Here is a 20,876-nt window from a genome sequence, read left to right as displayed (position 1 = left end):
TGAAGCTCTCGCGATGAACCCGTGATGAGTGATCACGTAAAGTATACCGGCAGTCCACACAGGGTGTCGGGCGGGGCGGGCGGTACCGGACGGGCCCTCGGGGCCACGGAGGCACGATTGGCGCGTACATGACGTGCGATAGGTGCGGAATTGGGGACACCGGTTACCGCTTCGGACCACTGTCGGCCGCCGCCCGGGCCGGATCCGACCCGGGCGGCGGCGCGGGGTGCCTCACAGTGTGCGGCGCACTCCCGCCTGGCGCTCCAGGTTGCGCAGCTGCACCGCCAGGTCGCCCTCGACCGCCGTGTGGGCGGGACCGCTGCGGCCGATGGGGAGCACCTCCTCGCTGCGCATGTCCTCCAGCATCAGGGCGTACGCGGCGTACGTGGCGACCAGCGCGACCGCCAGCCCGAGGGCCCCGGAGGCCCGGACGAGCCACTCCGCGCCGGTCAGCCCGGCCAGCCCCGTGGCCGCCCAGCGGGGCAGGGAGACCACCAGGACGAGCCACAGCGCCCGCTTGGGCCGGGTCACGGCGGCCATCAGCGCCCCGAAGCACAGGAACGCCAGGTTGAACACGCCGAGCACGCGCGGCCCGCCGGCCGCGCCGCTGCCCATCACCAAGGCGTACGCCAGCCAGCTCCCGGCGAAGGTGCCCATCAGGGTCGCCGCGATCACGTCCCGGGCCCCGAAGGCCAGCACGCTCACCAGGAGTTGCAGGGCGAACGCGGGCAGGACGCAGAGGGCGACGGCGCGCCGGTCGGCGGCCTCGAAGACCCCGAGCTGCATGCAGCCCGTCATCACCGAGGCGATCGCGACCGTGAAGAAGCCCAGCGGCATCGGCGAGGCGATGGGCCGCAGGTTGATCCGGGTCATCGACCGCAGGTCCGGTTCGAAGCGCCGCCCGGGGGTCTCGCCGGGTTCCGTACTCATCTGCTGGGTTCCCCTGTTCAGTGCGTGAAGCACGGGTCGACGAAGGGCGGCGCCGTCTCGGCCGGCGCGGCGCCGCGCGCGACGCGCCACAGCCGGTGCCGCTCGGATTCGGCGACCGCCTCGGACATCAGGTCCGCCTGGCGGGCGCCCGCCGCCTGGTACCCGCCGAAGTGGGCCACGGGGCTCCACGCCGGGCTGACGGGCGGGACGGCCTCGTCGAGGCCCTCGTACTCGGCGCTCGCGTAGACGATCCGGCCGCCGACGACGGTCAGCACGGCCTCGATGTCCGCGATGGCCGCCTCGGGCACGGTGAAGTAGTCCTGCGAAAGGATCGCGAGGTCGCCGTAACAGCCCTCCCGCAGCGTCCCCTTGACGTCCTCCTCGCCGGTCAGCCGGGCGCCGCCGCGGGTGTACAGGCCGAGGGCCGTCTCCCGGTCGATCAGGTTCTCGGCCGGGTAGAGCGGCGTACCCCCGACGGTGCGGCCGGTGACCAGCCAGTGCAGCGAGACCCACGGGTTGTACGAGGACACGCGCGTGGCGTCGGTCCCGGCGGCGACGGTCAGGCCCCGCTCCAGCATGGCGCGGACCGGCGGGGTGTGGGAGGTGGCCCCGGCCCCGTACCGGTCGAGGAACGCGGCTCCCTGGAAGGACATCCGGTTCTGGACGGAGACGGCACCGCCCAGGGCCGCGATCCGGTCCAGGCTGGCGCCCGAGACGGTCTCGGCGTGGTCGAAGAGCCAGCGGTTGCCGCCGGGGAAGAGGCCCTCGGCGGCGAGCTTCTCGAAGACGGCCAGATCGCGGCGGATCGTCTCGTCGTAGGTGGCGTGGAGCCGGAAGCCCCAGCCGTTCTCCAGCAGCAGCCGTACGGCCTGTTCGAACTCGGCCTCGTAGCCCCCGGCGAGTTCGGGCCTGGGCTCGGAGAAGTTCTCGAAGTCGGCGGCGGCCCAGGTCAGGTTCTCGCCGGCCCCGTTGAGGCGCAGCCACTCGTCGCCGTCCCCGGGCCGCACCGTCTCGGTCCAGCGCCTCAGGTCGGCGAGTTCCTGCCCGGCGGTCTGCGGGAACAGGTGGTAGGCGATGCGCAGCGACAGCTCCCCCGACCGGGCCAGGTCGATGACGGTGGCGTAGTTGTCGGGGAAGTTCTGGAACCCGCCGGCGGCGTCCACCGCCGAGGTGAGCCCGAAGCGGTTGAGCTCGCGCAGGAAGTGCCGGGTCGAGGTCCGCTGGTCGGCGGGGTCCAGGGTCGGTGCCTTGGCCAGGGTGGAGTAGAGGACGAGGGCGCCGGGCGCGGCCAGCAGGACCCCGGTCGGTTCGCCGTCCCGGCCCCGTACGATCTGTCCGCCGCGCGGGTCGGGGGTCTCGCGGGTGAATCCGGCGGCCAGGACGGCGGCCCGGTTCATCAGCGCCGACTGGTAGAGGTGCAGGACGAACACCGGGGTGTCGGGCGCGGCCGCGTTCAGTTCGGCCACGGTCGGCATCCGGCGTTCCGCGAACTGCTCGGCGGTCCAGCCGCCGACGACCCGGATCCACTGCCCCTTGGGGGTGCGGCCGGCCTGCTCGCGCAGCATGGCCAGGGCCCGGCGCAGGCTGCGGACGCCGTCCCAGCGCAGTTCCAGTACGTAGTTCAGGCCGCCCCGGATGACGTGCAGGTGCGAGTCGTTCAGCCCGGGCACCACCCGGCGGCCCAGCGCGTCCACGACCTTGGTCGCCGGGCCCACGAAGGCGGCGAGGTCGTGGTCGTCGCCGAGGGCCACGACCCGGCCGTCGCGGACGGCGACGGCGCGGGCCTCGGGGCGGCCGGGGTCGCCGGTGAACACCTTCGCGTTGCGGACGAGGAGGTCGGCCGCCGGCCGGCGGCCGTCCGGGGCCGGGAGGATGCCGGCCACGGGCATGCTCGCCGGGCCGGCGGCGCCGGGTATGCCCGTCATGCGAGGGCCTTGCGCAGGGTGTCGGCGGCGAGGCCGATGGCGAGTTCCGCGGCGTGCGTCTCGCGCAGCGGGTTCAGCATGACGAAGTCGTGGATCGCGCCCTGTACGCGCAGCGCGGTGACCGGGACTCCGGCGGCGCGCAGCTTGGCGGCGTACGCCTCGCCCTCGTCGCGCAGCACGTCGGCCTCGGCGGTGATGACGAGGGCGGGCGGCAGCCCGGTGAGCTGGTCGAGGGAGGCGCGCAGCGGGGAGGCGGTGATCTGGGCGCGCTCGGCCTCGTCCGTCGTGTACTGGTCCCAGAACCACCGCATGGCGTCGCGGCGCAGGAAGTAGCCGGTGGCGAACTGCCGGTAGGACTCGGTGTCGAAGGCGGCGTCGGTGACCGGGTAGAAGAGGACCTGGTGGACGATGTTCACGTCGCCGCGCTGCTTGGCCATGAGGGTGAGGGCGGCGCTCATGTTCCCGCCGACCGAGTCGCCCGCGACGGCGATCCGGGTGCCGTCGAGGTCCTTGTGGCGTCCCTCGCGGGCGACCCACTGGGCGACGCTGTAGTTCTGCTCGATGGCGACGGGGTAGCGGGCCTCGGGCGAGAGGGCGTAGTCGGGGAAGACCACGGCCGCGCCGGCGCCGACGGCGAGTTCTCGGACGAGGCGGTCGTGGGTGTGGGCGTTGCCGAAGACCCAGCCCGCGCCGTGGATGTAGACGATGACGGGGAGCGGGCCGGTGGCGCCGCGGGGGCGGACGATCCGGGTGCGGACGTCGCCGGTGGGGCCGCCTTCGACGGTGATCCATTCCTCGTCGATCTCGGGCAGGGTGACGCCCTCGCCGCTCTGGACCCCGTCCACGGCCTTGCGGCCTTCGGCGGGCGGGATCTCGTAGAGGAACGGCGGCTGGGCGGTGGCGTCGGCGAAGGCCTGGGCGGCGGTTTCGAGGACCGGCTGGTTAGGCATGGCGGGGATCTCCTTGGGGTGCGTGGGAGTTTCGGGGACGGACGGGGGTGGCCGGCGGGCCCGCGGGTGGCGCGGACCGCGTCCAGGATCACACCGTCGACCACTCTGGGCGCTTGAAAGGTCACGGTGTGTGAGGCGCGCGCCGTCGTGGCCCTTGGCGGGGCGTCAGCGCAGGAACGCGAGGAGCGCGGCGTTGACCTCGGCGGCGTGGGTCCAGGTCAGGCCGTGCGGGCCACCTTCGATGACCTCCAGCCGGGCGCCCGCGATGGCCTTGGCCAGCGGGATCGCCGTGGCGTCGATGGGCAGGGTGCGGTCGGCGTCGCCGTGGATGATCAGGGTGGGGACGTCGATGCGGGGCAGGTCCTCGCGGAAGTCCGTCAGCCAGGCCTGTACGCAGTCGAGGGTGCCCTTGGCGGAGGCGCCGACGGCCACGTTCCAGCTGCCCTGGAGGGCCTGCTCGCTGATGCGCTCGCCGCCGAGCACGTCCGCGTTGTAGAAGTCGGCGAAGAAGGCGGTCATGAACGCGAACCGGTCGGCCTTGATGCCCTCTTCGATGCCCCGGAACACTCCGGCGTCGACGCCGCCGGGGTTGTCGTCGGTGGCGAGGAGGAACGGCGGGACGACCCCGATCATGACGGCCTTGGCGATGCGCTCCGAGCCGTACGTGCCGAGGTAGCGGGTCACCTCGCCGGTGCCCATGGAGAAGCCGACCAGGACGGCGTCCCGCAGGTCGAGCGCGGTGAGGACCTCGTTCAGGTCGGAGGCGAAGGTGTCGTAGTCGTAGCCGTCGGCGGGCTGGTCGGAGCGGCCGAAGCCGCGCCGGTCGTACGTGATGACGCGGTGGCCGGCGTCGAGCAGTGCGGCGGTCTGCTTCTCCCAGGAGGCCCCGCTCAGCGGCCAGCCGTGGATCAGTACGACGGGCGCTCCGGTGCCGTGGTCCTCGTAGTACAGCGCGACGGGCGCGCTGTTGCCTTCGGCGACCTTGATGAACGGCATGGTGGTGCTCCTTCGTTGGTGTGGCAGGACATGGGACATGGGGTGACGGGGGGGGTGACGGCGTCTCAGAGGCCGTAGGCCTCGAACAGCCGCAGCCACACTTCGCTGACCGTGGGGAACGCCGGGACGGCGTGCCACAGGCGTTCGATCGGCACCTCCCCCACGACGGCGACGGTGGCGGTGTGGATCAGCTCGGTGGCGGCCGGTCCGGTGAAGGTGCAGCCGACGACCACCCGGCGGCTCTCGTCGATCACGAGCTTGGCGTGGCCCCGGTAGCCGTCGGCGTGGAGCGCGGCTCCGGCGACGTCGTCGATGCGGTACTCGACGGCGCGCACCGCCATCCCGGCGTCCCGCGCGGCGCGTTCGGTGAGCCCGACGCGGGCGATCTCGGGGCGGGTGAAGACGGCCTGCGCGGCGGCGACCCCGTCGGCGTGGGCGTTCCAGGGCTGCCACCGCCCGGTGTCGGGGCGGCGGCCGGCCGCGCGTTCGGCGATGGCGGCGGCGCAGGCCCGGGCCTGGTACTTGGCCATGTGGGTCAGCGGCGCGCGGCCGTTCACGTCGCCGACCGCGTACAGCCAGTCCCCGTCCAGGGAGGTGACGCGGCAGGTGTCGTCGACCGGGAGCCAGGAGCCTGCGGGCAGGCCGACGCTGTCGAGTCCCAGGTCCGCGGTGCGCGGCCGCCGGCCGACGGCGAGGAGCACCTCGTCGCAGACGAGGGCGGCGCCGTCGTCCGTCTCCACGGTCACGGCGCGGGTCCGGGCATCGCGGGCGGCCCTGGTCGCCGATACCCCGAACCGGATCGTGACCCCGAGGCCGGTCAGGCCCCGGGCGACCTCCTCGGCGGCGCAGGGCTCCCAGCCGTTCAGCAGGGCCTGGTCGCGGACGAGCAGGGTGACCGCCGAGCCGAGCGAGGCCCAGGCGGTGGCCATCTCGCAGGCCACCACTCCGCCGCCGATGACGACGAGCCGGGCGGGCACGGCCTCGGCCGCGGTGGCCTCCCGGCTGGTCCACGCGCCGATCCCGTCCAGCCCCGGGACGGACGGCCGGGCGGCCTCCGTGCCGGGGCTGAGGACGACCGCGCGCCGGGCCGAGAGCGTACGGAGCCCTCCCGCGGCCGTGGTGACCGCGACCCGGCGCTCGCCCGCGAGCCGTCCGCGGCCCCGTACGAGGGTGATGCCCGCGCCGCGCAGCCAGTCGGCCTGGCCGCTGTCGTCGCCCCGGGCGGTGAACCGGTCGCGCCGGGCCAGGACGGCGGCGGGGTCGAGGGCTCCGGTGACCGCCTCCCGGGCGCCGGCGACCGAGCGCGCCGACTCCAGGGCGGCGCCCGGCCGCAGCAGGGCCTTGCTGGGCACGCACGCCCAGTAGGAACATTCGCCGCCGACGGCTTCGGCCTCGACGACGGCGGCGGTCAGGCCGGCCCGGACGATCCGGTCGGCGAGGACCTCGCCGCCGGGGCCGGCGCCGATCACGACGACGTCGTACGTGTCGTCCATCAGGCGCGGACCAGCGGGGTGTCGACGAGGTGTTCGGCCAGGAACCACACCTGGGCCTCGCCGGTGCGGACGACCTCGGAGATCAGCAGGTCGTTGCTGCCCTCGTCGCCCTCGGCCGCGATCCGGGCGGCGGCGTCCCGGGCGTCGACGAGGATCCGCTCGTGGGCGTCGAGGAGCCGGGACAGCATGACGGGGACGGGCTCGACGCCGTCCGGCGGGCGGGGGATCGAGGTGAGCTCGGCGACGTGGCGGGGGTCGCCGACGGCGACCGCGCCGAGGCTCTGGATCCGCTCGGCGAGCGCGTCGACGATGGCGAGCTGCCGCTCGGCGTGCTCGTCCAGCATCAGGTGCAGCGCGTAGAAGGTGGCGCCGCGCATCAGCCAGTGGTGCTTCTTGTAGAGGGAGTACAGGATCTGCGTGTCGGCGAGCACCCGGTTCAGCCGCTGTCCGGCGTACATGCGGGTGTCGTGGCCGAGGCCGATCGGGAGCTGCTTCACGGTTCCGAAGGGCTGGGTCTCGGCGCCCTTCTGGTGCAGCAGCGGCTGGCCGCCCCCGGGTTGTCCGGGCGCGGTGGTGGGTGCGGGTCGCATGGTGCTCCTGGTCGGGAGGTGGTGGAGGGCCCGGCCGTCCGGGCAAGGGGGTGTACGCGGACGGCCGGACCGGTCGGTGTGCCGGGGGCGCTCAGTGCCCGGGCGCGGGGGCGGGGGTGGCGCGGTGCAGTACGAGCCGGGTCAGCAGCCCGCTGCCGGCGCCGGCGGCCACCGCGAACGCGGGCCACCAGGGCGCGTACGGGGTCAGCCCGGTCGCGGCGTCGAGCGACCACGCGCCGGGGCCCGTCGCGGCGAGGGCGGTGGCCGTGACGATGAGGAACAGGGGGTACTCGTAGCCGTCGTTCTGCACCCACAGGCCGTTGCGCCGTTTGACGGTGAGGGCGACGGTCATGACCCCGATGGCGCCCGTGGCGGCGAGCGGGGTCAGGAACCCGAGGGCCAGCAGCAGGCCCGATCCGATCTGGCCCGTCCCGGCGGCGAGGGCGGTGAGGGCTCCGCCGCGGAAGCCGTCGGCGCGGAACTCCTCGGTGCCGCCCGTGAGCCCCTTGCCGCCGAGGTGGGAGCTGACCTTCTGCACTCCGTGGCCCGCGATGAGCAGGCCGGCCGCGAGCCGCAGGATCAGCAGGCCGGTGTCCAACGCGGCTCAGCCCGCCGCGTGTGCGCCGATGACGGCCTGCGCGTAGACGACGCCCAGGCCGTAGGCGCCGGCGTGCTCCTTGACGACCTCCATGACGGCCCCGTACGTCTCCTCGCGGGCCCAGTCGCGCTGGAGCTCCAGCAGCACCTGGATCCAGGTCACGGGGACGGCGCCGGCGGCGAGCATGCGCTGGACGGCGTGCTCGTGGGCGGCGGGGCTGACGCCGCCGGACGCGTCGGAGACGACGTAGACCTCGTAGCCCTGCTCCAGCGCGGACAGCGCGGGCAGGACGAGGCAGACCTCGGTCCACAGGCCGGACAGGATGATCTTGCGGCGGCCGGTGGCCTTGACGGCCGCGACGAGCGCCTCGTCCTCCCAGGCGTTCATGGAGGTGCGGTCGATGACCTCGTGACCGGGGAACACCTCGGCGAGCTGCGGCAGGATCGGCCCGGAGAAGGACTCGGCGGCGACGGTGGTGAGCACGGCGGGCACGTCGAACGCCCGCGCCGCCTTGGCGAGCCCGACGGTGGCGTTCATGACGGCGGTACGGTCGCCGCTGCCGACGCCGAAGAACATCTGCGGCTGGTGGTCGATGAAGACCATCACGGAGTTGTCGGGCGTGAGCAGGTCCCCGCTCGGGCCGACGTGAACCTGGTTGATGTCGAACATGGTGCGTCCTCTCGGAACGGTCGAAGGGCGCCGCCGCGTTCCCCGGCGGCGGCACCCCCAGAAGCTATGACCGTCCCGGACCCCCCTGTTTCCCACCGGCGCGCCCGCACTAGCCCGAGAGCGCACAGGCGGCGGGGCGGGTCAGTGGTGGGTGAAGTGCGGGGGGCGTTTGTCCGTGAAGGCGGACATGCCCTCCTTCTGGTCGGCGGTGGCGAACACTGCGTGGAACAGGCGGCGTTCGAAGCGGACGCCCTCGGCGAGGGTGGTCTCGAAGGCGCGGTTCACCGCCTCCTTGGCCATCATCGCGACCGGCGCGGACATCCCCGCGACGGTCTCGGCGACGGCGAGGGCCTCGGCGAGCAGTTCGCCGGCCGGGACGATGCGGGAGACCAGCCCGGCGCGTTCGGCCTCGACGGCGTCCATGGTGCGGCCGGTCAGGCACAGTTCCATGGCCTTGGCCTTGCCGACGGCCCGGGTCAGGCGCTGGGAGCCGCCGATGCCCGGGATCACACCGAGCTTGATCTCCGGCTGGCCGAAGACGGCGGTGTCGGAGGCGAGCAGGATGTCGCAGAGCATGGCCAGTTCGCAGCCGCCGCCGAGGGCGTAGCCGGAGACGGCCGCCACGGTGGGGGTGCGCAGGTTGCCGAGGCGGTCCCAGGCGGTGAACCAGTCGCTGAGGTACATGTCCATGTAGCTCTGCGGGCGCATCTCCTTGATGTCGGCGCCGGCCGCGAAGGCCTTCGCGGAGCCGGTGAGGACGATGCAGCCGATGTCCGGGTCGCGGTCGAGGGCCTCGGTGGCGGCCACGACCTCGTTCATCACCTGGAGGTTGAGCGCGTTGAGCGCCTTGGGCCGGTTCAGGGTGAGCAGGGCGGTGCGGCCCTTGCGCTCGACGAGGATCGTCTCGTGGTCGGTGGTCTCGGTCACGGTCACGGGGTGGTTCCCTTCGGTGCTTCGGCCGCCGCGTCGCGCAGGACGTGGACGATGCCGGAGAAGTCTTGTGCGGCGCCGCTCGCTTCGGCGAACGCGGCGTACATCTCGGCCGCGCGCAGGCCGAGTCCGGTGTCGATGCCGCCCGCGCGCAGGGCGTTGGCGGCGAGTCCGAGGTCCTTGGCCATCAGCGGGGCGGCGAATCCGGGCCGGTAGTCGCGGTTCGCGGGGCTGGCCGGGACCGGGCCGGGGACGGGGCAGTTGGTGGTGAGCGCCCAGCACTGGCCGGAGGCGGTGGAGGCGACGTCGTAGAGCGCCTGGTGGGACAGGCCGAGGCTTTCGCCGAGGACGAAGGCCTCGCTGACGGCGATCATCGAGATGCCGAGGATCATGTTGTTGCAGATCTTCGCGGCCTGTCCGGCCCCGGCTCCCCCGCAGTGCACCGCCTTCTTGCCCATGGCGGCCAGGAGCGGCTCGGCCCGGGCGAATTCGGCCTCGCCGCCGCCGGCCATGAAGGTGAGCGTGGCCGCCTCGGCGCCCATCACGCCGCCCGAGACCGGTGCGTCGAGCGCCCGCTGCCCGGCGGCGAGGGCCAGTTCATGTGCGGCGCGGGCGTCGGCGACGTCGATGGTGGAGCAGTCGACGAACAGGGTGCCCGGCTTCGCGGCCGCGAGCAGCCCCTCGTCCCGGTAGAGGGCGAGGACGTGCCGGCCCGCGGGCAGCATGGTGATCACCACGTCCGCCTCGGCCGCGGCCGCCCGCGCGGAGTCCGCGATCTCCACCCCGGCCGCGGACGCGGTGGCCAGGGCGTCGGGGACGAGGTCGAAGCCGAGCACGCGGTGACCGGCCGCGACGAGGTTGGCGGCCATCGGGCCGCCCATGTGGCCGAGGCCGACGAATGCGATGACGGTGGTCACCAGGGCACCTCCTGGAGGGAATCGGTCGAGGCGAGGGCCAGTTCGTTGCGGTCGCCGAGCGGGGCGAAGTAGCGGGCCGTGTCGGCCTCCGTCACCTCGGCGAGCCGGGCGGGTGACCAGCGGGGGGCGCGGTCCTTGTCGATGACCTGGGCGCGGATGCCCTCGACCAGGTCGGGCGAGGACAGGGCCGCGCAGGAGACGCGGTACTCCTGCTCCAGTACGCGCTCCAGCGGTCCGAGCCGGCGGGCGCCGCGCAGCGCGGCCAGCGTGACCTTCAGGGCCGTGGGCGACTTGGCGGCCAGGGTGGTCGCAGCCTCCTTCGCCGCCGGGACGCCACTGGCGAGGAGCCGGGCCAGTACCTCCTCCACCGTGTCGGCCGCGTAGCAGTGGTCGATCCACTCGCGGTGGGAGGCGAGTTCACCGTCCGGGGCCGGGCCGACGTACGGGGTGAGGGCGTCGTGTACGGGCACCCGGGCCAGGTCCGCGGCCAGCGCTCCGAGCCGTTCGGACGGTACGAAGTGGTCGGCGAGGCCGCAGAGCAGCGCGTCGGCGGCGCCGACGGGGGCGCCCGTCAGGGCCAGGTGGGTGCCGAGTTCGCCGGGCGCGAGCGCGAGGAGGTAGGTCCCGCCCACGTCAGGGACGAAGCCGATGCCGGTCTCCGGCATGGCCACGCGGGAGCGTTCGGTGACGATCCGCACGGCGCCGTGGGCCGAGACACCGACCCCGCCGCCCATCACGATGCCGTCCATGAGGGCCACGTACGGCTTGGGGTAGCGGGCGATCAGCGCGTTGAGCCGGTACTCGTCGCGCCAGAAGTCCGCCGAGGCGCTGCCGCCCGTTCTGGCGTCCTCGTAGATCGCCCGGATGTCACCGCCGGCGCAGAGCCCGCGCTCCCCCGCTCCGGAGATCACCACCGTCTCCACGGCGGGGTCCTCGCGCCACGCCGTCAGGGCCTCCTCGATCCGGAGCACCATGGCGTGGCTGAGGGCGTTGAGGGCCTTCGGGCGGTTGAGCACCAGCCGGCCGGCCCGGCCCTCGACGCAGACGAGGACCTCTTCCTCCCCGCTCATCGCAGGGCCTCCGTGAGTCCGCGGGCGACGATGACGCGCATGATCTCGTTGGTCCCTTCCAGGATCTGGTGCACACGGAGATCGCGGACGATCTTCTCGATGCCGTATTCGCTGAGGTAGCCGTAGCCGCCGTGGAGTTGCAGTGCCTCGTTGGCCACGGTGAAGCCCGTGTCGGTGGCGAACCGCTTGGCCATCGCGCACAGCTCCGCGGCCTTCGGATCGCCCGCGTCGAGGGCCTCGGCGGCCGTACGGAGCAGGGCGCGGGCGGCGGCCAGCTCGGTGGCCATGTCCGCGAGCCGGAACTGGAGCGCCTGGGCGTCGAGGAGCCGGGCGCCGAACGCCGCCCGGTCGGCGAGGTGGGACAGGCTGCGGTCCAGCGCGCTCTGCGCACCGCCCAGCGAGCAGGCGGCGATGCCGAGGCGGCCGCCGTTGAGGCCGTTCATGGCGATGCGGAAGCCCTCGCCCTCCGCGCCGAGCCGCCGGTCGACGGGCAGGCGCACCCCGTCGAGGACGACCTGCCGGGTGGGCTGGGCGTTCCAGCCCATCTTCTGCTCGTTGGCGCCGAAGGAGACCCCGGGGTCGTCCCGCTCGACGACGAACGCCGAGATCCCCCGGGGCCCCGCCTCTCCGGTCCGGGCCATGACGATGTACACGCCCGCGGCTCCGGCGCCGGAGATGAACTGCTTGACGCCGGTCAGGACGTAGTGGTCGCCGTCCCGTTCGGCGCGTGTGCGCAGGGCGCCCGCGTCGGAGCCGGCTCCCGGCTCGGTGAGGCAGTAGCTGCCCAGTGTGTCGGCCGTGCAGAGGCCGGGCAGCCAGCGGCGGCGCTGGGCCGCGTCCCCGTACCGGTCGATCATCCAGGCGACCATGTTGTGGATGGACAGGTATCCGGCGATGGAGGGGCAGCCGGTGGCGAGGGTCTCGAAGACGAGGACGCCGTCGGCCCGGGTGAGTCCGCTGCCGCCCTGCTCCTCGCGGACGTAGACCCCGCCGAGGCCGAGGGCGGCGGCCCGCCTGATCACGTCGACGGGGAAGTGCTTGTCCCTGTCCCAGGCGACGGCGTGCGGTGCGAGGTGGTCCTGGGCGAAGTCGAGGGTGACCTCGGCGAGGGCGAGCTGGTCCTCGGTGAGGGTGGTCACGGCGCTCATCCCATCGTCGGGATGGTGAAGCTCGCGCTCTCCTTGGCCCCGGAGGGCCAGCGCGAGGTGACGGTCTTGGTGCGGGTGTAGAAGCGGATGGAGTCCGGCCCGTGCTGGTTGAGGTCGCCGAAGCCGGACCGCTTCCAGCCGCCGAAGGTGTGGTAGGCGACGGGGACCGGGATGGGGACGTTGACGCCGACCATGCCGGCGCCGACCCGGCGGGTGAAGTCGCGTGCCGTGTCGCCGTCGCGGGTGAAGATCGCGACGCCGTTGCCGTACGGGTGCTCGGTGGGCAGGCGCAGGGCTTCCTCGTAGTCGGCGGCCCGGACCACCGAGAGCACCGGGCCGAAGATCTCCTCGCGGTAGATCCGCATGGAGGGGGCGACCCGGTCGAAGAGGGTGGCTCCGGCGAAGTAGCCGTTCTCGTGGCCGGGCAGGGTGAACCCGCGTCCGTCCACGACGAGTTCGGCGCCCTCGTTGACACCGATGTCCACGTAGCGCCGGACGCGGTCGAGGGCGTCCCGGCTGACCAGGGGGCCGAAGTCGGCCTCCGGGTCGTCGGAGGTGCCGATGCGCAGGGCGGCGATCCGTTCCTTCAGCTTGCCGACCAGCCGGTCGGCGGTCTCCTCGCCGACCGGGACGGCGACGGCGATGGCCATGCAGCGCTCGCCGGCCGAGCCGTAACCGGCGCCGATGAGCGCCTCCACGGCCTGGTCGAGGTCGGCGTCGGGCATCACGATCATGTGGTTCTTGGCGCCGCCGAAGCACTGGGCGCGCTTGCCGTGCGCGGCGGCGGTGGCGTAGATGTGCGCGGCGATCGGCGTGGATCCGACGAAGCCGAGGGCCTGGACGCGGGGGTCCTCCAGCAGGGTGTCCACGGCTTCCTTGCCGCCGTTGACCACGTTGAGCACGCCGGGCGGCAGACCGGCCTCCAGGAACAGCTCGGCGAGCCTCAGCGGTACGGAGGGATCGCGCTCGGAGGGCTTGAGAATGAAGGCGTTTCCGCAGGCCAGGGCCGGGGCGGCCTGCCACAGCGGGATCATCGCGGGGAAGTTGAACGGGGTGATCCCGGCGACCACGCCCAGCGGCGCGCGCAGGGAATGGACGTCGATGCCGGTGCCGGCGTTGTCGGTGAACTCGCCCTTGAGGAGGTGCGGGATCCCGGCGGCGAACTCGACCACCTCCAGGCCGCGTTGCAGGTCGCCGTGCGCGTCGGCGACGGTCTTGCCGTGCTCGGCGGACAGCAGCCGGGCCAGCGCGTCGCGTTCGCCCTCGACGAGCTGGAGGAAGCGCAGCATGACGCGGGCGCGCCGCTGCGGATTCCACTGACCCCAATCGGCCTGCGCCTCCTCGGCATTGGCGATCGCGGCCTCGGTGTCGGCGCGCCCGGCAAGGGGGACCCTGGCCTGGACCGCACCGGTGTTGGGGTCGTACACGTCGGCGAAGAGACCGGACGCGCCGGTGGTGTGCTTTCCGCCGATGAAATGGGTGAGCTCGCGGACCATCGAAGCCTGCTCTCGTCAGGTGAGATCCGAGGAAGGCGCGGCAGACGGCGGCGGCGCACCGATCGGGGTGCGCGCCGCGGGGCAGACCGCGGGACAGTGAAGGCGCGGATGCCTTCGTCGAGTCACGAACGCGCGGACAGGGCCGCGTACTTCGGATACTCCGCCGGATCACCTGGGCCGTGGTCACGTACCGGTGCCATGCGTGTCTGCTCCATCCTCGTGGACAACACGGAACACCCCACGGCCGGTATCCTGACTCCCGGATCAACGCACGCTCTCCGGCCTTCCCGACGGATGGATTCCGTCAGTGGCCTGTACTGCTGGAGAACGCACTTCCCGGTCACAGTGGCGGGACCGCGCCGGATTCACACCGGCTTCCCTGCACCGCGGGCTTGTCACGAACATATAGTTGGACGTCCTAGTAAGTCCACCCCCACCCGCGGCGCGAACGGGTGCGAAGGGTCCCCGGGCCAAGGCCTACAGTCGGGGAATGCGCATCGTCTCGCTGCTCCCCGCGGCCACCGACATCGTCGCCGAGCTCGGCCTGGCCGCCGATCTGGTGGGCCGGACGCACGAGTGCGACTGGCCGCCGCGGGCGGTGGCGGGGGTACCGGTGGTGACCTCCGCCGGGTTCTCCCCGGACGACCTGAGCAGCCGGGAGATCTCCGCCGCGGTCGGGGGCGCCGCGCACAGCGGGTCCTCGCTCTACGCCCTCGACACCGAGGCGCTGGGCGCGCTGCGGCCCGAGGTGGTCCTCACCCAGGACCTGTGCGACGTCTGCGCCGTCTCCTACGCGGGGGCGAGCCGGGCGGTGCGCGTCCTGGACGGCGGGCCCCGGGTGCTGAGCCTGGAGCCGCGCACCCTGGAGGACGTACTGGACTGCCTGGTCACGGTGGGCGAGCTGCTGGGCGTACGGGAGCACGCGCGGGAGCGCCGGGCGGCCCTCGCCGACCGTCTGGAGGCCGTGCGCGAGCGGACGGCGGGCCGGCGGCCGCGGCCCAGGGTCGTGGCGATCGAGTGGCTCGACCCGCTCTGGCCTGCCGGGCACTGGGTGCCCGAGCAGATCGCGTACGCGGGCGGCGAGGCGCTGCTCGCCGCCCCGGGCGAGCACACCCGGCCGATGGACTGGGAGGCGGTCCGGGCCGCCCGCCCCGACGTACTCCTCCTGATGCCCTGCGGGTTCGCCCCGGAGCGCACCCTGCGCGAGCGGGAGCTGCTGACCTCGCTGCCCGGCTGGGAGGAGCTGCCCGCGGTACGGGCCGGCGCGGTGTGGGTGCTGGACGGGCCCGCGTACTTCAACCGGCCGGGGCCCCGGGTGGTGCGCGGCGCGGAGGTGCTGGCGCAGGTCCTGCACGGGGTGGCGGCGGGCGCCCCGGTGACCCCGACGGAGGCCTTCCGCCTGGGCTGACCGCCGCCCCGGCCCGGCCCGGTCCCTCCCCCGGGCTCAGCGCGCCCGGTCGGCGACCTGGTACGGGACGAAGGTGCTGGTGTTCTCGTCGACGGCGAGCGGCCGCCCGAGCGGCGGGACGGCGCGCTGCGGGCAGTCGAGGCGTTCGCAGATGCGGCAGCCCATGCCGATGGGGGTGGCGGCCGCGGTGTTGCCGAGGTCGAGGCCGTCGGAGTAGACGAGCCGCGAGGCGTGCCGGATCTCGCAGCCCAGCCCGATCGCGAACGTCTTGCCGGGCTCGCCCCAGCCGCCCCGGTGCCGGGTCAGGGCGCGGGCCGTCCACAGGTAGCGCTGCCCGTCCGGCATGGCGGCGACCTGGACGTGGATCCGGCCGGGCGCGGCGAAGGCCTCGTAGACGTTCCACAGCGGGCAGGTGCCGCCCGCGCGGGAGAAGTGGAATCCGGTCGCGGACTGTCGCTTGGACATGTTCCCGGCGCGGTCGACGCGGACGAAGGAGAACGGGACCCCGCGCAGCCTGGGGCGTTGAAGGGTGCTCAGGCGGTGGCAGACCGTCTCGTAGCCGATGCCGAAGTGGTCGGTGAGCCGCTCGATGTCGTAGCGGAATTCCTCGGCGGCCGTGTGGAAGGCGCGGTACGGGAGGATCAGCGCGGCGGCGAAGTAGTTGGCGATGCCGATCCGGGCCAGGGCGTGGGCGGTGGAGCCGGCCGGGAAGTCCTCGCAGGCGAGCCGGTCCAGCTCCTCGGCGTACTCCAGCAGCGCGAGCTGGGTCGCCATCCGGAACGCCTGCTGGCCGGGCCGCAGCCGGGCCGAGAGGTGGAGCACGCGGGCGGATTCGTCGTAGTGGTGGAGCCGCTCGGAGTCGGCGGCCAGCCGGACCCCGTGGCGTTCGGCGAGCCGCGCCGCGAGGGCGCGTACGACGTCGCCGCGGCGGATCCCGATGGCGCGGGCCAGCTCCTCGGCGGCGAGGTCGGTGTCGTGCAGGTAGTTCTGGCGGCGGTAGAAGAACTCCCGGATCTCCTCGTGCGGTGAGCGCGGGGCGCCCGGGGCCCCCGTCGCGGCCCCCGGCCCCGGCCCCGCTCCGGCGTCGCGGCCGTCGGCGGCGCCCGCCAGCCCCTCGGCGAGCAGCTGGCCGCGCCGCCCGAGGTCCAGCAGCACCTGGGCGACCGCCGGCATCCGGGAGGCGAGTTCCGCGAGGTCGGAGGCGGACACCCGGGCCGCCGCGACCTCCCCGGCCAGCGCCTCGCGCAGGTCGGCCACGAGCCGGCTGGTGTCCCGCTCCGAGAAGAAGCCCGGGTCCACGCCGAAGGCCTCGGTCAGCCGCAGCAGCACGGGCACGGTCAGCGGGCGGGAGTCGTGCTCCATCTGGTTGAGGTAGCTGGGCGAGATCGCCAGCATCCGGGCCAAATCGGCCTGGCTCAGGCGGCGCTCCTCGCGCAGCCTGCGCAGCCGCGCTCCCGCGTAGGTCTTGCTCACGGCGTCCCCCTCGTGTCGGTCGTCAGCCTAGGCGAGAAAGCCCCTCACCGGACCTTCGCAGACTTGGCAAACGGCCCCGGAAAGATTCGCAGAACTTGGCATCCGTCCACGGTTGATGGCACTGGGTGTCATTGGGAGAGTCGTCCTGCGGCCCGCTGGACACCCGGTGGCAGCAACATTGCTCAGCTCGTTCCCCAGGAGAACAGCGGGCCGCGACCTTGGATGCGGCACACAGTGCCACTCCTTCGCACATGTGACGGACAGACGCAGCTCAAGCGGCTCAAGCGACTCAAGCGACTCATGGAGACGGTGACGGTCATGGCTTCCACCAGCACGACGAACGCGACGGACACGACGGACACGACGGCGGCGGCAGCGGAACTCGCCGGGCGCTGGGCCACTGATTCCCGCTGGGCCGGGATCGAGCGGACGTACACCGCCGAGGACGTGGTCCGCCTCTCCGGCAGCGTCCGCGAGGAGCACACCCTCGCCCGGCGCGGCGCCGAGCGGCTGTGGCGCCAGCTCCACGAGCGGGACTACGTCCACGCGCTCGGCGCGCTGACCGGCGGCCAGGCGGTCCAGCAGGTCAGGGCCGGGCTCCAGGCGATCTACCTCTCCGGCTGGCAGGTGGCCGCCGACGCCAACCAGGCCGGGCACACCTACCCGGACCAGAGCCTCTACCCGGTCAACTCGGTGCCCCAGGTGGTGCGCCGCATCAACAACGCGCTGCTGCGCGCCGACCAGATCGCCACCGCCGAGGGCGGCACGGACACCACGGACTGGCTGGCCCCGATCGTCGCCGACGCGGAGGCCGGGTTCGGCGGCCCGCTCAACGCCTTCGAGCTCACCAAGGCCATGATCGCGGCGGGCGCGGCGGGCATCCACTACGAGGACCAGCTCGCCTCCGAGAAGAAGTGCGGCCACCTCGGCGGCAAGGTCCTCGTCCCGACCTCGCAGCACATCCGCACCCTGAACGCGGCCCGGCTCGCGGCGGACATCGCCGACACCCCGACCGTGATCATCGCCCGCACGGACGCCCTCGCGGCGAACCTCATCACCAGCGACGTCGACGAGCGCGACGCCCGGTTCGTCACCGGCGAGCGCACGGCGGAAGGCTTCCACCGGGTGCGGAACGGCATGGCGCCCGTGATCGCCCGCGGCCTCGCCTACGCCCCGTACGCCGACCTGATCTGGGTGGAGACCGGCACCCCGGACCTGGCCCAGGCCCGCGAGTTCGCCGAGGCCGTCCACGCCCAGTACCCGGACCAGATGCTGGCGTACAACTGCTCCCCGTCCTTCAACTGGAAGGCGGCCCTGGACGACGACCAGATCGCCAAGTTCCAGCGCGAGCTGGGCGCCATGGGCTACCGCTTCCAGTTCATCACCCTCGCCGGGTTCCACTCCCTCAACCACGGCATGTTCGACCTGGCGCGCGGCTACGCCGAGCACGGCATGACCGCGTACGTGGACCTCCAGGAGCGCGAGTTCGCCGCGCAGGAGCACGGCTTCACCGCCGTCAAGCACCAGCGCGAGGTCGGCACCGGCTACTTCGACCTGGTCTCCACCGCCGTGAACCCCGCCTCCTCGACCACCGCGCTCGCCGGCTCCACCGAGGAAGAGCAGTTCCACTAGGCCCCGCGTCCCGCTCCCCCCTCTCCCCTCCCCGTCTTGAGGAGATCCGTATGCCCGCCCACGCAACCGCCCACCGCGTCCAGGTCCTCGGGACGCGGGGGGAGCGTCACGAGGAGATCCTCACCCCCGCGGCGCTGGACTTCGTCGCCCGCCTCCACGAGGCCTTCGCGCCCCGGCGCCCGGAGCTCCTGCGGGAGCGCCTGCGGCGGTCGGGCAACCTCGCCTCCGGCACGCCCCTGGACTTCTCCCGCGCCACCTCGGCCGTCCGCGCCGACCCCGACTGGCGCGTCGCCCCGCCGGCGCCCGGCCTCATCGACCGCCGCGTCGAGATCACCGGGCCGCCCGACCGCCGGATGACGGTCAACGCCCTCAACTCCGGCGCCCAGGTGTGGATGGCCGACTTCGAGGACGCCACGTCCCCCACCTGGGACAACCTCATCGGGGGCCAGCTGAACCTGCTCGACGCCATCGAACGGCGCATCGACTTCACCACCCCCGAAGGCAAGGAGTACCGCCTCGGGGACTCCCCCGCCACGATCGTGGTCCGCCCCCGCGGCTGGCACCTCACCGAGGAGCACCTGGAGATCGACGGCCGGCCCGTCCCGGCCTCCCTGGTCGACTTCGGCCTCTACTTCTTCCATTGCGCGCAGCGGCAGATCGACGCGGGCCACGGTCCGTACTTCTACCTCCCCAAGCTGGAGAACCGGTACGAGGCACGGCTGTGGAACGACGTGTTCCTGCTCGCCCAGGAGCTCCTCGGCATCCCGCGGGGCACGGTCCGCGCCACGGTTCTCATCGAGACGGTCACCGCCGCGTTCGAGATGGAGGAGATCCTCTACGAACTGCGCGAACACTCCTCGGGACTGAACGCGGGCCGCTGGGACTACCTGTTCAGCCTGATCAAGAACTTCGCCCACCGCACCGACTTCCTGCTCCCCGACCGGGCCAAGGTCACCATGACCGCCCCGTTCATGCGGGCGTACACCGAACTCCTCGTGCGCACCTGCCACCGCCGGGGCGCCCACGCCATCGGCGGCATGTCCGCCCACGTCCCGGGCGGGGACGCGGCGGCGAACGAGGCCGCGCTCGCCAAGGTCCGGCTCGACAAGGAGCGCGAGGCCGAGGACGGCTTCGACGGCTCCTGGGTGGCGCACCCCGGGCTGGTCCCCGTCTGCCGCGCCGTCTTCGACGGGGTGCTGGGCGAGCGGCCCCACCAGATCGAGCGCACCCGCGAGGACGTGGAAGTGCACGCCGCCGACCTGCTGTCCGTACGCCGGATCAGCGGGCCACCCACCCCGGAGGGGGTCCGCGCGAACGTCGCCGTGGCGCTGCGCTACTTCGACGCCTGGCTGCGCGGCAGCGGAGCCGTGGCCCTGGACGGGCTGATGGAGGACGCGGCCACCGCCGAGATCGCCCGGGTCCAGCTGTGGCAGTGGCTGCGGCACCGCACCGTCACCCGTGAGGAGGTGCTCGGGCTGCTCGACGGCGAGTGCGCGGCCCTGGCCCGGGAACGGCCCGACGCGCTGGTCGCCGAGGCCCGCGCCGTACTGGAGGACACCGCGCTCGGCCGCGAACTGCCCGCCTTCTTCACCCCGGCGGCCTACACCCGCCACCTCGTCCGCCGTACGGAGGCCCGCGCATGAGCCCTGACCCGAGCCCGCTCGGTTCCGCCGCCCACCACGTCCACCGCGTCGGCGTCGTCGGCGGCGGCCAGATGGGGGCCGGCATCGCGGAGGTCTGCGCCCGGGCCGGCCTGGACACGGTCGTCTGCGAGGCCGACGCCACCGCCGCCCGCGCCGCCCGGGAACGGGTCGCGGTCTCGCTGGAGCGGGCCGTACAGCGCGGAAAGCTCGACCGGCTCTCCGCCGAGGACGCCCTGGCCCGGCTGCTGTTCACCGGTGACCTCGACGATCTCGCGGACCGGCAGCTGGTCATCGAGGCCGTCGTCGAGAACGCCGACGTGAAGACCGAGGTCTTCACGGCCCTCGACAAGATCGTGGAGGATCCGGAGGCGATCCTGGCCTCCAACACCTCAGCCATCCCGGTCATGCGGCTGGGCATGGCCACCCGCCGCGCCGACCGCGTCGTGGGCCTGCACTTCTTCAACCCGGTGCCGGTGCTGCCGCTGGTGGAGATCGTCTCCTCGCTCCACACCACGGCGGACACCGCCGGGCGGGCGGAGGCCTTCGTCGTCGACGCCCTCGGCAAGACCGCGATCCGCTCCCAGGACCGGTCCGGTTTCGTGGTCAACGCCCTGCTGGTCCCCTACCTGCTGGCGGCGGTCCGGATGGCCGAGTCCGGGTACGCGACGGCCGCCGACATCGACGCCGGGATGGTGCTGGGCTGCGCCCACCCGATGGGGCCGCTGAAGCTCGCCGACCTGATCGGCCTGGACACCGTGGCGGCGATCGCCGAGTCCTTGTACGAGGAGTTCAAGGAGCCGCTGTACGCCCCGCCCCCGCTGCTCCAGCGGATGGTCCAGGCCGGACTCCTCGGCCGCAAGACCGGGCGCGGGTTCCACATGTACGGCCGGGACTGAGGGGCCCCGGTGCGCCGGCGGTGCTGAGGGTGCCGACGGCGCGGCGAATCGGGGGGCCGGGCGACGGTGCAGGCGCGCGGCCCCCCGATCGCGCGTTCGGCCGCCGTACGGA

General features: G+C 73.4%; 18 protein-coding genes and 1 riboswitch. Of the genes, 4 read left to right on the top strand and 14 right to left on the bottom strand.

Annotated features, from left to right (window positions below; translation table 11 throughout):
• Positions 1-231 precede the first annotated feature (231 nt).
• The 13 genes from IE248_RS09510 to IE248_RS09450 all read right to left on the bottom strand — a co-directional run bounded on the left by IE248_RS09510 (position 232) and on the right by IE248_RS09450 (position 13,712).
• Positions 232-930, bottom strand: coding sequence for a GPR1/FUN34/YaaH family transporter (locus IE248_RS09510; protein WP_053065819.1), 699 nt, complete (start codon positions 928-930; stop codon positions 232-234).
• 17 nt (positions 931-947) lie between these two features.
• Positions 948-2,855, bottom strand: a complete 1,908-nt coding sequence (locus IE248_RS09505; RefSeq protein ID WP_373301496.1) for an amidohydrolase — start codon at positions 2,853-2,855, stop codon at positions 948-950.
• Positions 2,852-3,805, bottom strand: coding sequence for an alpha/beta hydrolase (locus IE248_RS09500; RefSeq protein ID WP_190030389.1), 954 nt, complete (start codon positions 3,803-3,805; stop codon positions 2,852-2,854). The genes IE248_RS09505 and IE248_RS09500 overlap by 4 nt, the downstream gene beginning before the upstream one ends.
• A gap of 165 nt (positions 3,806-3,970) precedes the next feature.
• Entirely contained in the window at positions 3,971-4,801 is an 831-nt protein-coding gene (locus IE248_RS09495; RefSeq protein WP_190030388.1) for an alpha/beta fold hydrolase, read from the bottom strand.
• Between the two features lie 65 nt (positions 4,802-4,866).
• Positions 4,867-6,294 (bottom strand): dihydrolipoyl dehydrogenase family protein, encoded by a 1,428-nt coding sequence (locus tag IE248_RS09490; RefSeq protein WP_190030387.1) that lies wholly within the window; start codon positions 6,292-6,294, stop codon positions 4,867-4,869.
• On the bottom strand, positions 6,294-6,884 hold the full coding sequence (locus IE248_RS09485; RefSeq protein ID WP_073796686.1) for a Dps family protein: 591 nt from the start codon (positions 6,882-6,884) through the stop codon (positions 6,294-6,296). Before IE248_RS09485 ends, IE248_RS09490 begins: the two co-directional genes overlap by 1 nt.
• Before the next feature lie 91 nt (positions 6,885-6,975).
• A complete protein-coding gene (locus IE248_RS09480; RefSeq protein WP_100580192.1) occupies positions 6,976-7,482 on the bottom strand; it encodes a DoxX family protein in 507 nt (168 codons plus the stop codon).
• A 6-nt stretch (positions 7,483-7,488) separates the two neighbouring features.
• Positions 7,489-8,151: a hydrolase gene (locus IE248_RS09475; RefSeq protein ID WP_190030386.1), complete on the bottom strand. Its 663-nt coding sequence runs from the start codon at positions 8,149-8,151 to the stop codon at positions 7,489-7,491.
• A gap of 141 nt (positions 8,152-8,292) precedes the next feature.
• Positions 8,293-9,078, bottom strand: a complete 786-nt coding sequence (locus tag IE248_RS09470) for an enoyl-CoA hydratase (RefSeq protein ID WP_190030512.1) — start codon at positions 9,076-9,078, stop codon at positions 8,293-8,295.
• Positions 9,079-9,080: 2 nt separating this feature from the next.
• Positions 9,081-9,998, bottom strand: a complete 918-nt coding sequence (gene mmsB / locus IE248_RS09465; protein ID WP_190030385.1) for a 3-hydroxyisobutyrate dehydrogenase — start codon at positions 9,996-9,998, stop codon at positions 9,081-9,083.
• Complete coding sequence (locus IE248_RS09460; protein ID WP_190030384.1) at positions 9,995-11,068, bottom strand: enoyl-CoA hydratase/isomerase family protein; 1,074 nt, start codon at positions 11,066-11,068, stop codon at positions 9,995-9,997. The genes mmsB and IE248_RS09460 overlap by 4 nt, the downstream gene beginning before the upstream one ends.
• The gene (locus IE248_RS09455; RefSeq protein WP_190030383.1) at positions 11,065-12,216 is read right to left on the bottom strand and encodes an acyl-CoA dehydrogenase family protein; all 1,152 of its coding nucleotides are present in this window, start codon (positions 12,214-12,216) and stop codon (positions 11,065-11,067) included. The genes IE248_RS09460 and IE248_RS09455 overlap by 4 nt, the downstream gene beginning before the upstream one ends.
• A complete protein-coding gene (locus IE248_RS09450) occupies positions 12,213-13,712 on the bottom strand; it encodes a CoA-acylating methylmalonate-semialdehyde dehydrogenase (protein WP_008740193.1) in 1,500 nt (499 codons plus the stop codon). The genes IE248_RS09455 and IE248_RS09450 overlap by 4 nt, the downstream gene beginning before the upstream one ends.
• Positions 13,713-13,937: 225 nt before the next feature.
• Positions 13,938-14,116: riboswitch (cobalamin riboswitch) on the bottom strand.
• A gap of 86 nt (positions 14,117-14,202) precedes the next feature.
• On the opposite strand from IE248_RS09450, the gene IE248_RS09445 reads away from it, so the two are divergent.
• The gene (locus tag IE248_RS09445) at positions 14,203-15,120 is read left to right on the top strand and encodes a cobalamin-binding protein (RefSeq protein WP_190030382.1); all 918 of its coding nucleotides are present in this window, start codon (positions 14,203-14,205) and stop codon (positions 15,118-15,120) included.
• A 36-nt stretch (positions 15,121-15,156) separates the two neighbouring features.
• Here the strand turns inward: IE248_RS09445 and IE248_RS09440 are convergent, their stop codons facing one another.
• The gene (locus IE248_RS09440) at positions 15,157-16,593 is read right to left on the bottom strand and encodes a short-chain fatty acyl-CoA regulator family protein (protein WP_190030381.1); all 1,437 of its coding nucleotides are present in this window, start codon (positions 16,591-16,593) and stop codon (positions 15,157-15,159) included.
• A 318-nt stretch (positions 16,594-16,911) separates the two neighbouring features.
• Between IE248_RS09440 and aceA the strand changes: the two genes are divergently transcribed.
• The 3 genes from aceA to IE248_RS09425 are packed head-to-tail and all read left to right on the top strand — an operon-like array spanning position 16,912 to position 20,764.
• Complete coding sequence (gene aceA / locus IE248_RS09435; RefSeq protein WP_008740185.1) at positions 16,912-18,225, top strand: isocitrate lyase; 1,314 nt, start codon at positions 16,912-16,914, stop codon at positions 18,223-18,225.
• 50 nt (positions 18,226-18,275) lie between these two features.
• The gene (gene aceB / locus IE248_RS09430; protein ID WP_190030380.1) at positions 18,276-19,868 is read left to right on the top strand and encodes a malate synthase A; all 1,593 of its coding nucleotides are present in this window, start codon (positions 18,276-18,278) and stop codon (positions 19,866-19,868) included.
• Complete coding sequence (locus IE248_RS09425) at positions 19,865-20,764, top strand: 3-hydroxybutyryl-CoA dehydrogenase (protein WP_073796694.1); 900 nt, start codon at positions 19,865-19,867, stop codon at positions 20,762-20,764. Before aceB ends, IE248_RS09425 begins: the two co-directional genes overlap by 4 nt.
• Positions 20,765-20,876 lie beyond the last annotated feature (112 nt).

Origin of the sequence: Streptomyces goshikiensis (assembly GCF_014650555.1) — a bacterium.
In the GTDB taxonomy this organism is placed as follows: domain Bacteria; phylum Actinomycetota; class Actinomycetes; order Streptomycetales; family Streptomycetaceae; genus Streptomyces; species Streptomyces goshikiensis.
Note: the sequence above shows the minus strand (reverse complement) of the source record. Positions and strands in the feature narration are given on the sequence as shown.

What these genes read in the sequence shown, in the direction of transcription:
- IE248_RS09510 (WP_053065819.1), bottom strand. Translation starts at nt 930, where the DNA reads ATGAGTACGGAACCCGGCGAGACCCCCGGGCGGCGCTTCGAACCGGAC.
- IE248_RS09505 (WP_373301496.1), bottom strand. Translation starts at nt 2,855, where the DNA reads ATGACGGGCATACCCGGCGCCGCCGGCCCGGCGAGCATGCCCGTGGCC.
- IE248_RS09500 (WP_190030389.1), bottom strand. Translation starts at nt 3,805, where the DNA reads ATGCCTAACCAGCCGGTCCTCGAAACCGCCGCCCAGGCCTTCGCCGAC.
- IE248_RS09495 (WP_190030388.1), bottom strand. Translation starts at nt 4,801, where the DNA reads ATGCCGTTCATCAAGGTCGCCGAAGGCAACAGCGCGCCCGTCGCGCTG.
- IE248_RS09490 (WP_190030387.1), bottom strand. Translation starts at nt 6,294, where the DNA reads ATGGACGACACGTACGACGTCGTCGTGATCGGCGCCGGCCCCGGCGGC.
- IE248_RS09485 (WP_073796686.1), bottom strand. Translation starts at nt 6,884, where the DNA reads ATGCGACCCGCACCCACCACCGCGCCCGGACAACCCGGGGGCGGCCAG.
- IE248_RS09475 (WP_190030386.1), bottom strand. Translation starts at nt 8,151, where the DNA reads ATGTTCGACATCAACCAGGTTCACGTCGGCCCGAGCGGGGACCTGCTC.
- IE248_RS09460 (WP_190030384.1), bottom strand. Translation starts at nt 11,068, where the DNA reads ATGAGCGGGGAGGAAGAGGTCCTCGTCTGCGTCGAGGGCCGGGCCGGC.
- IE248_RS09455 (WP_190030383.1), bottom strand. Translation starts at nt 12,216, where the DNA reads ATGAGCGCCGTGACCACCCTCACCGAGGACCAGCTCGCCCTCGCCGAG.
- IE248_RS09450 (WP_008740193.1), bottom strand. Translation starts at nt 13,712, where the DNA reads ATGGTCCGCGAGCTCACCCATTTCATCGGCGGAAAGCACACCACCGGC.
- IE248_RS09445 (WP_190030382.1), top strand. Translation starts at nt 14,203, where the DNA reads ATGCGCATCGTCTCGCTGCTCCCCGCGGCCACCGACATCGTCGCCGAG.
- aceA (WP_008740185.1), top strand. Translation starts at nt 16,912, where the DNA reads ATGGCTTCCACCAGCACGACGAACGCGACGGACACGACGGACACGACG.
- aceB (WP_190030380.1), top strand. Translation starts at nt 18,276, where the DNA reads ATGCCCGCCCACGCAACCGCCCACCGCGTCCAGGTCCTCGGGACGCGG.
- IE248_RS09425 (WP_073796694.1), top strand. Translation starts at nt 19,865, where the DNA reads ATGAGCCCTGACCCGAGCCCGCTCGGTTCCGCCGCCCACCACGTCCAC.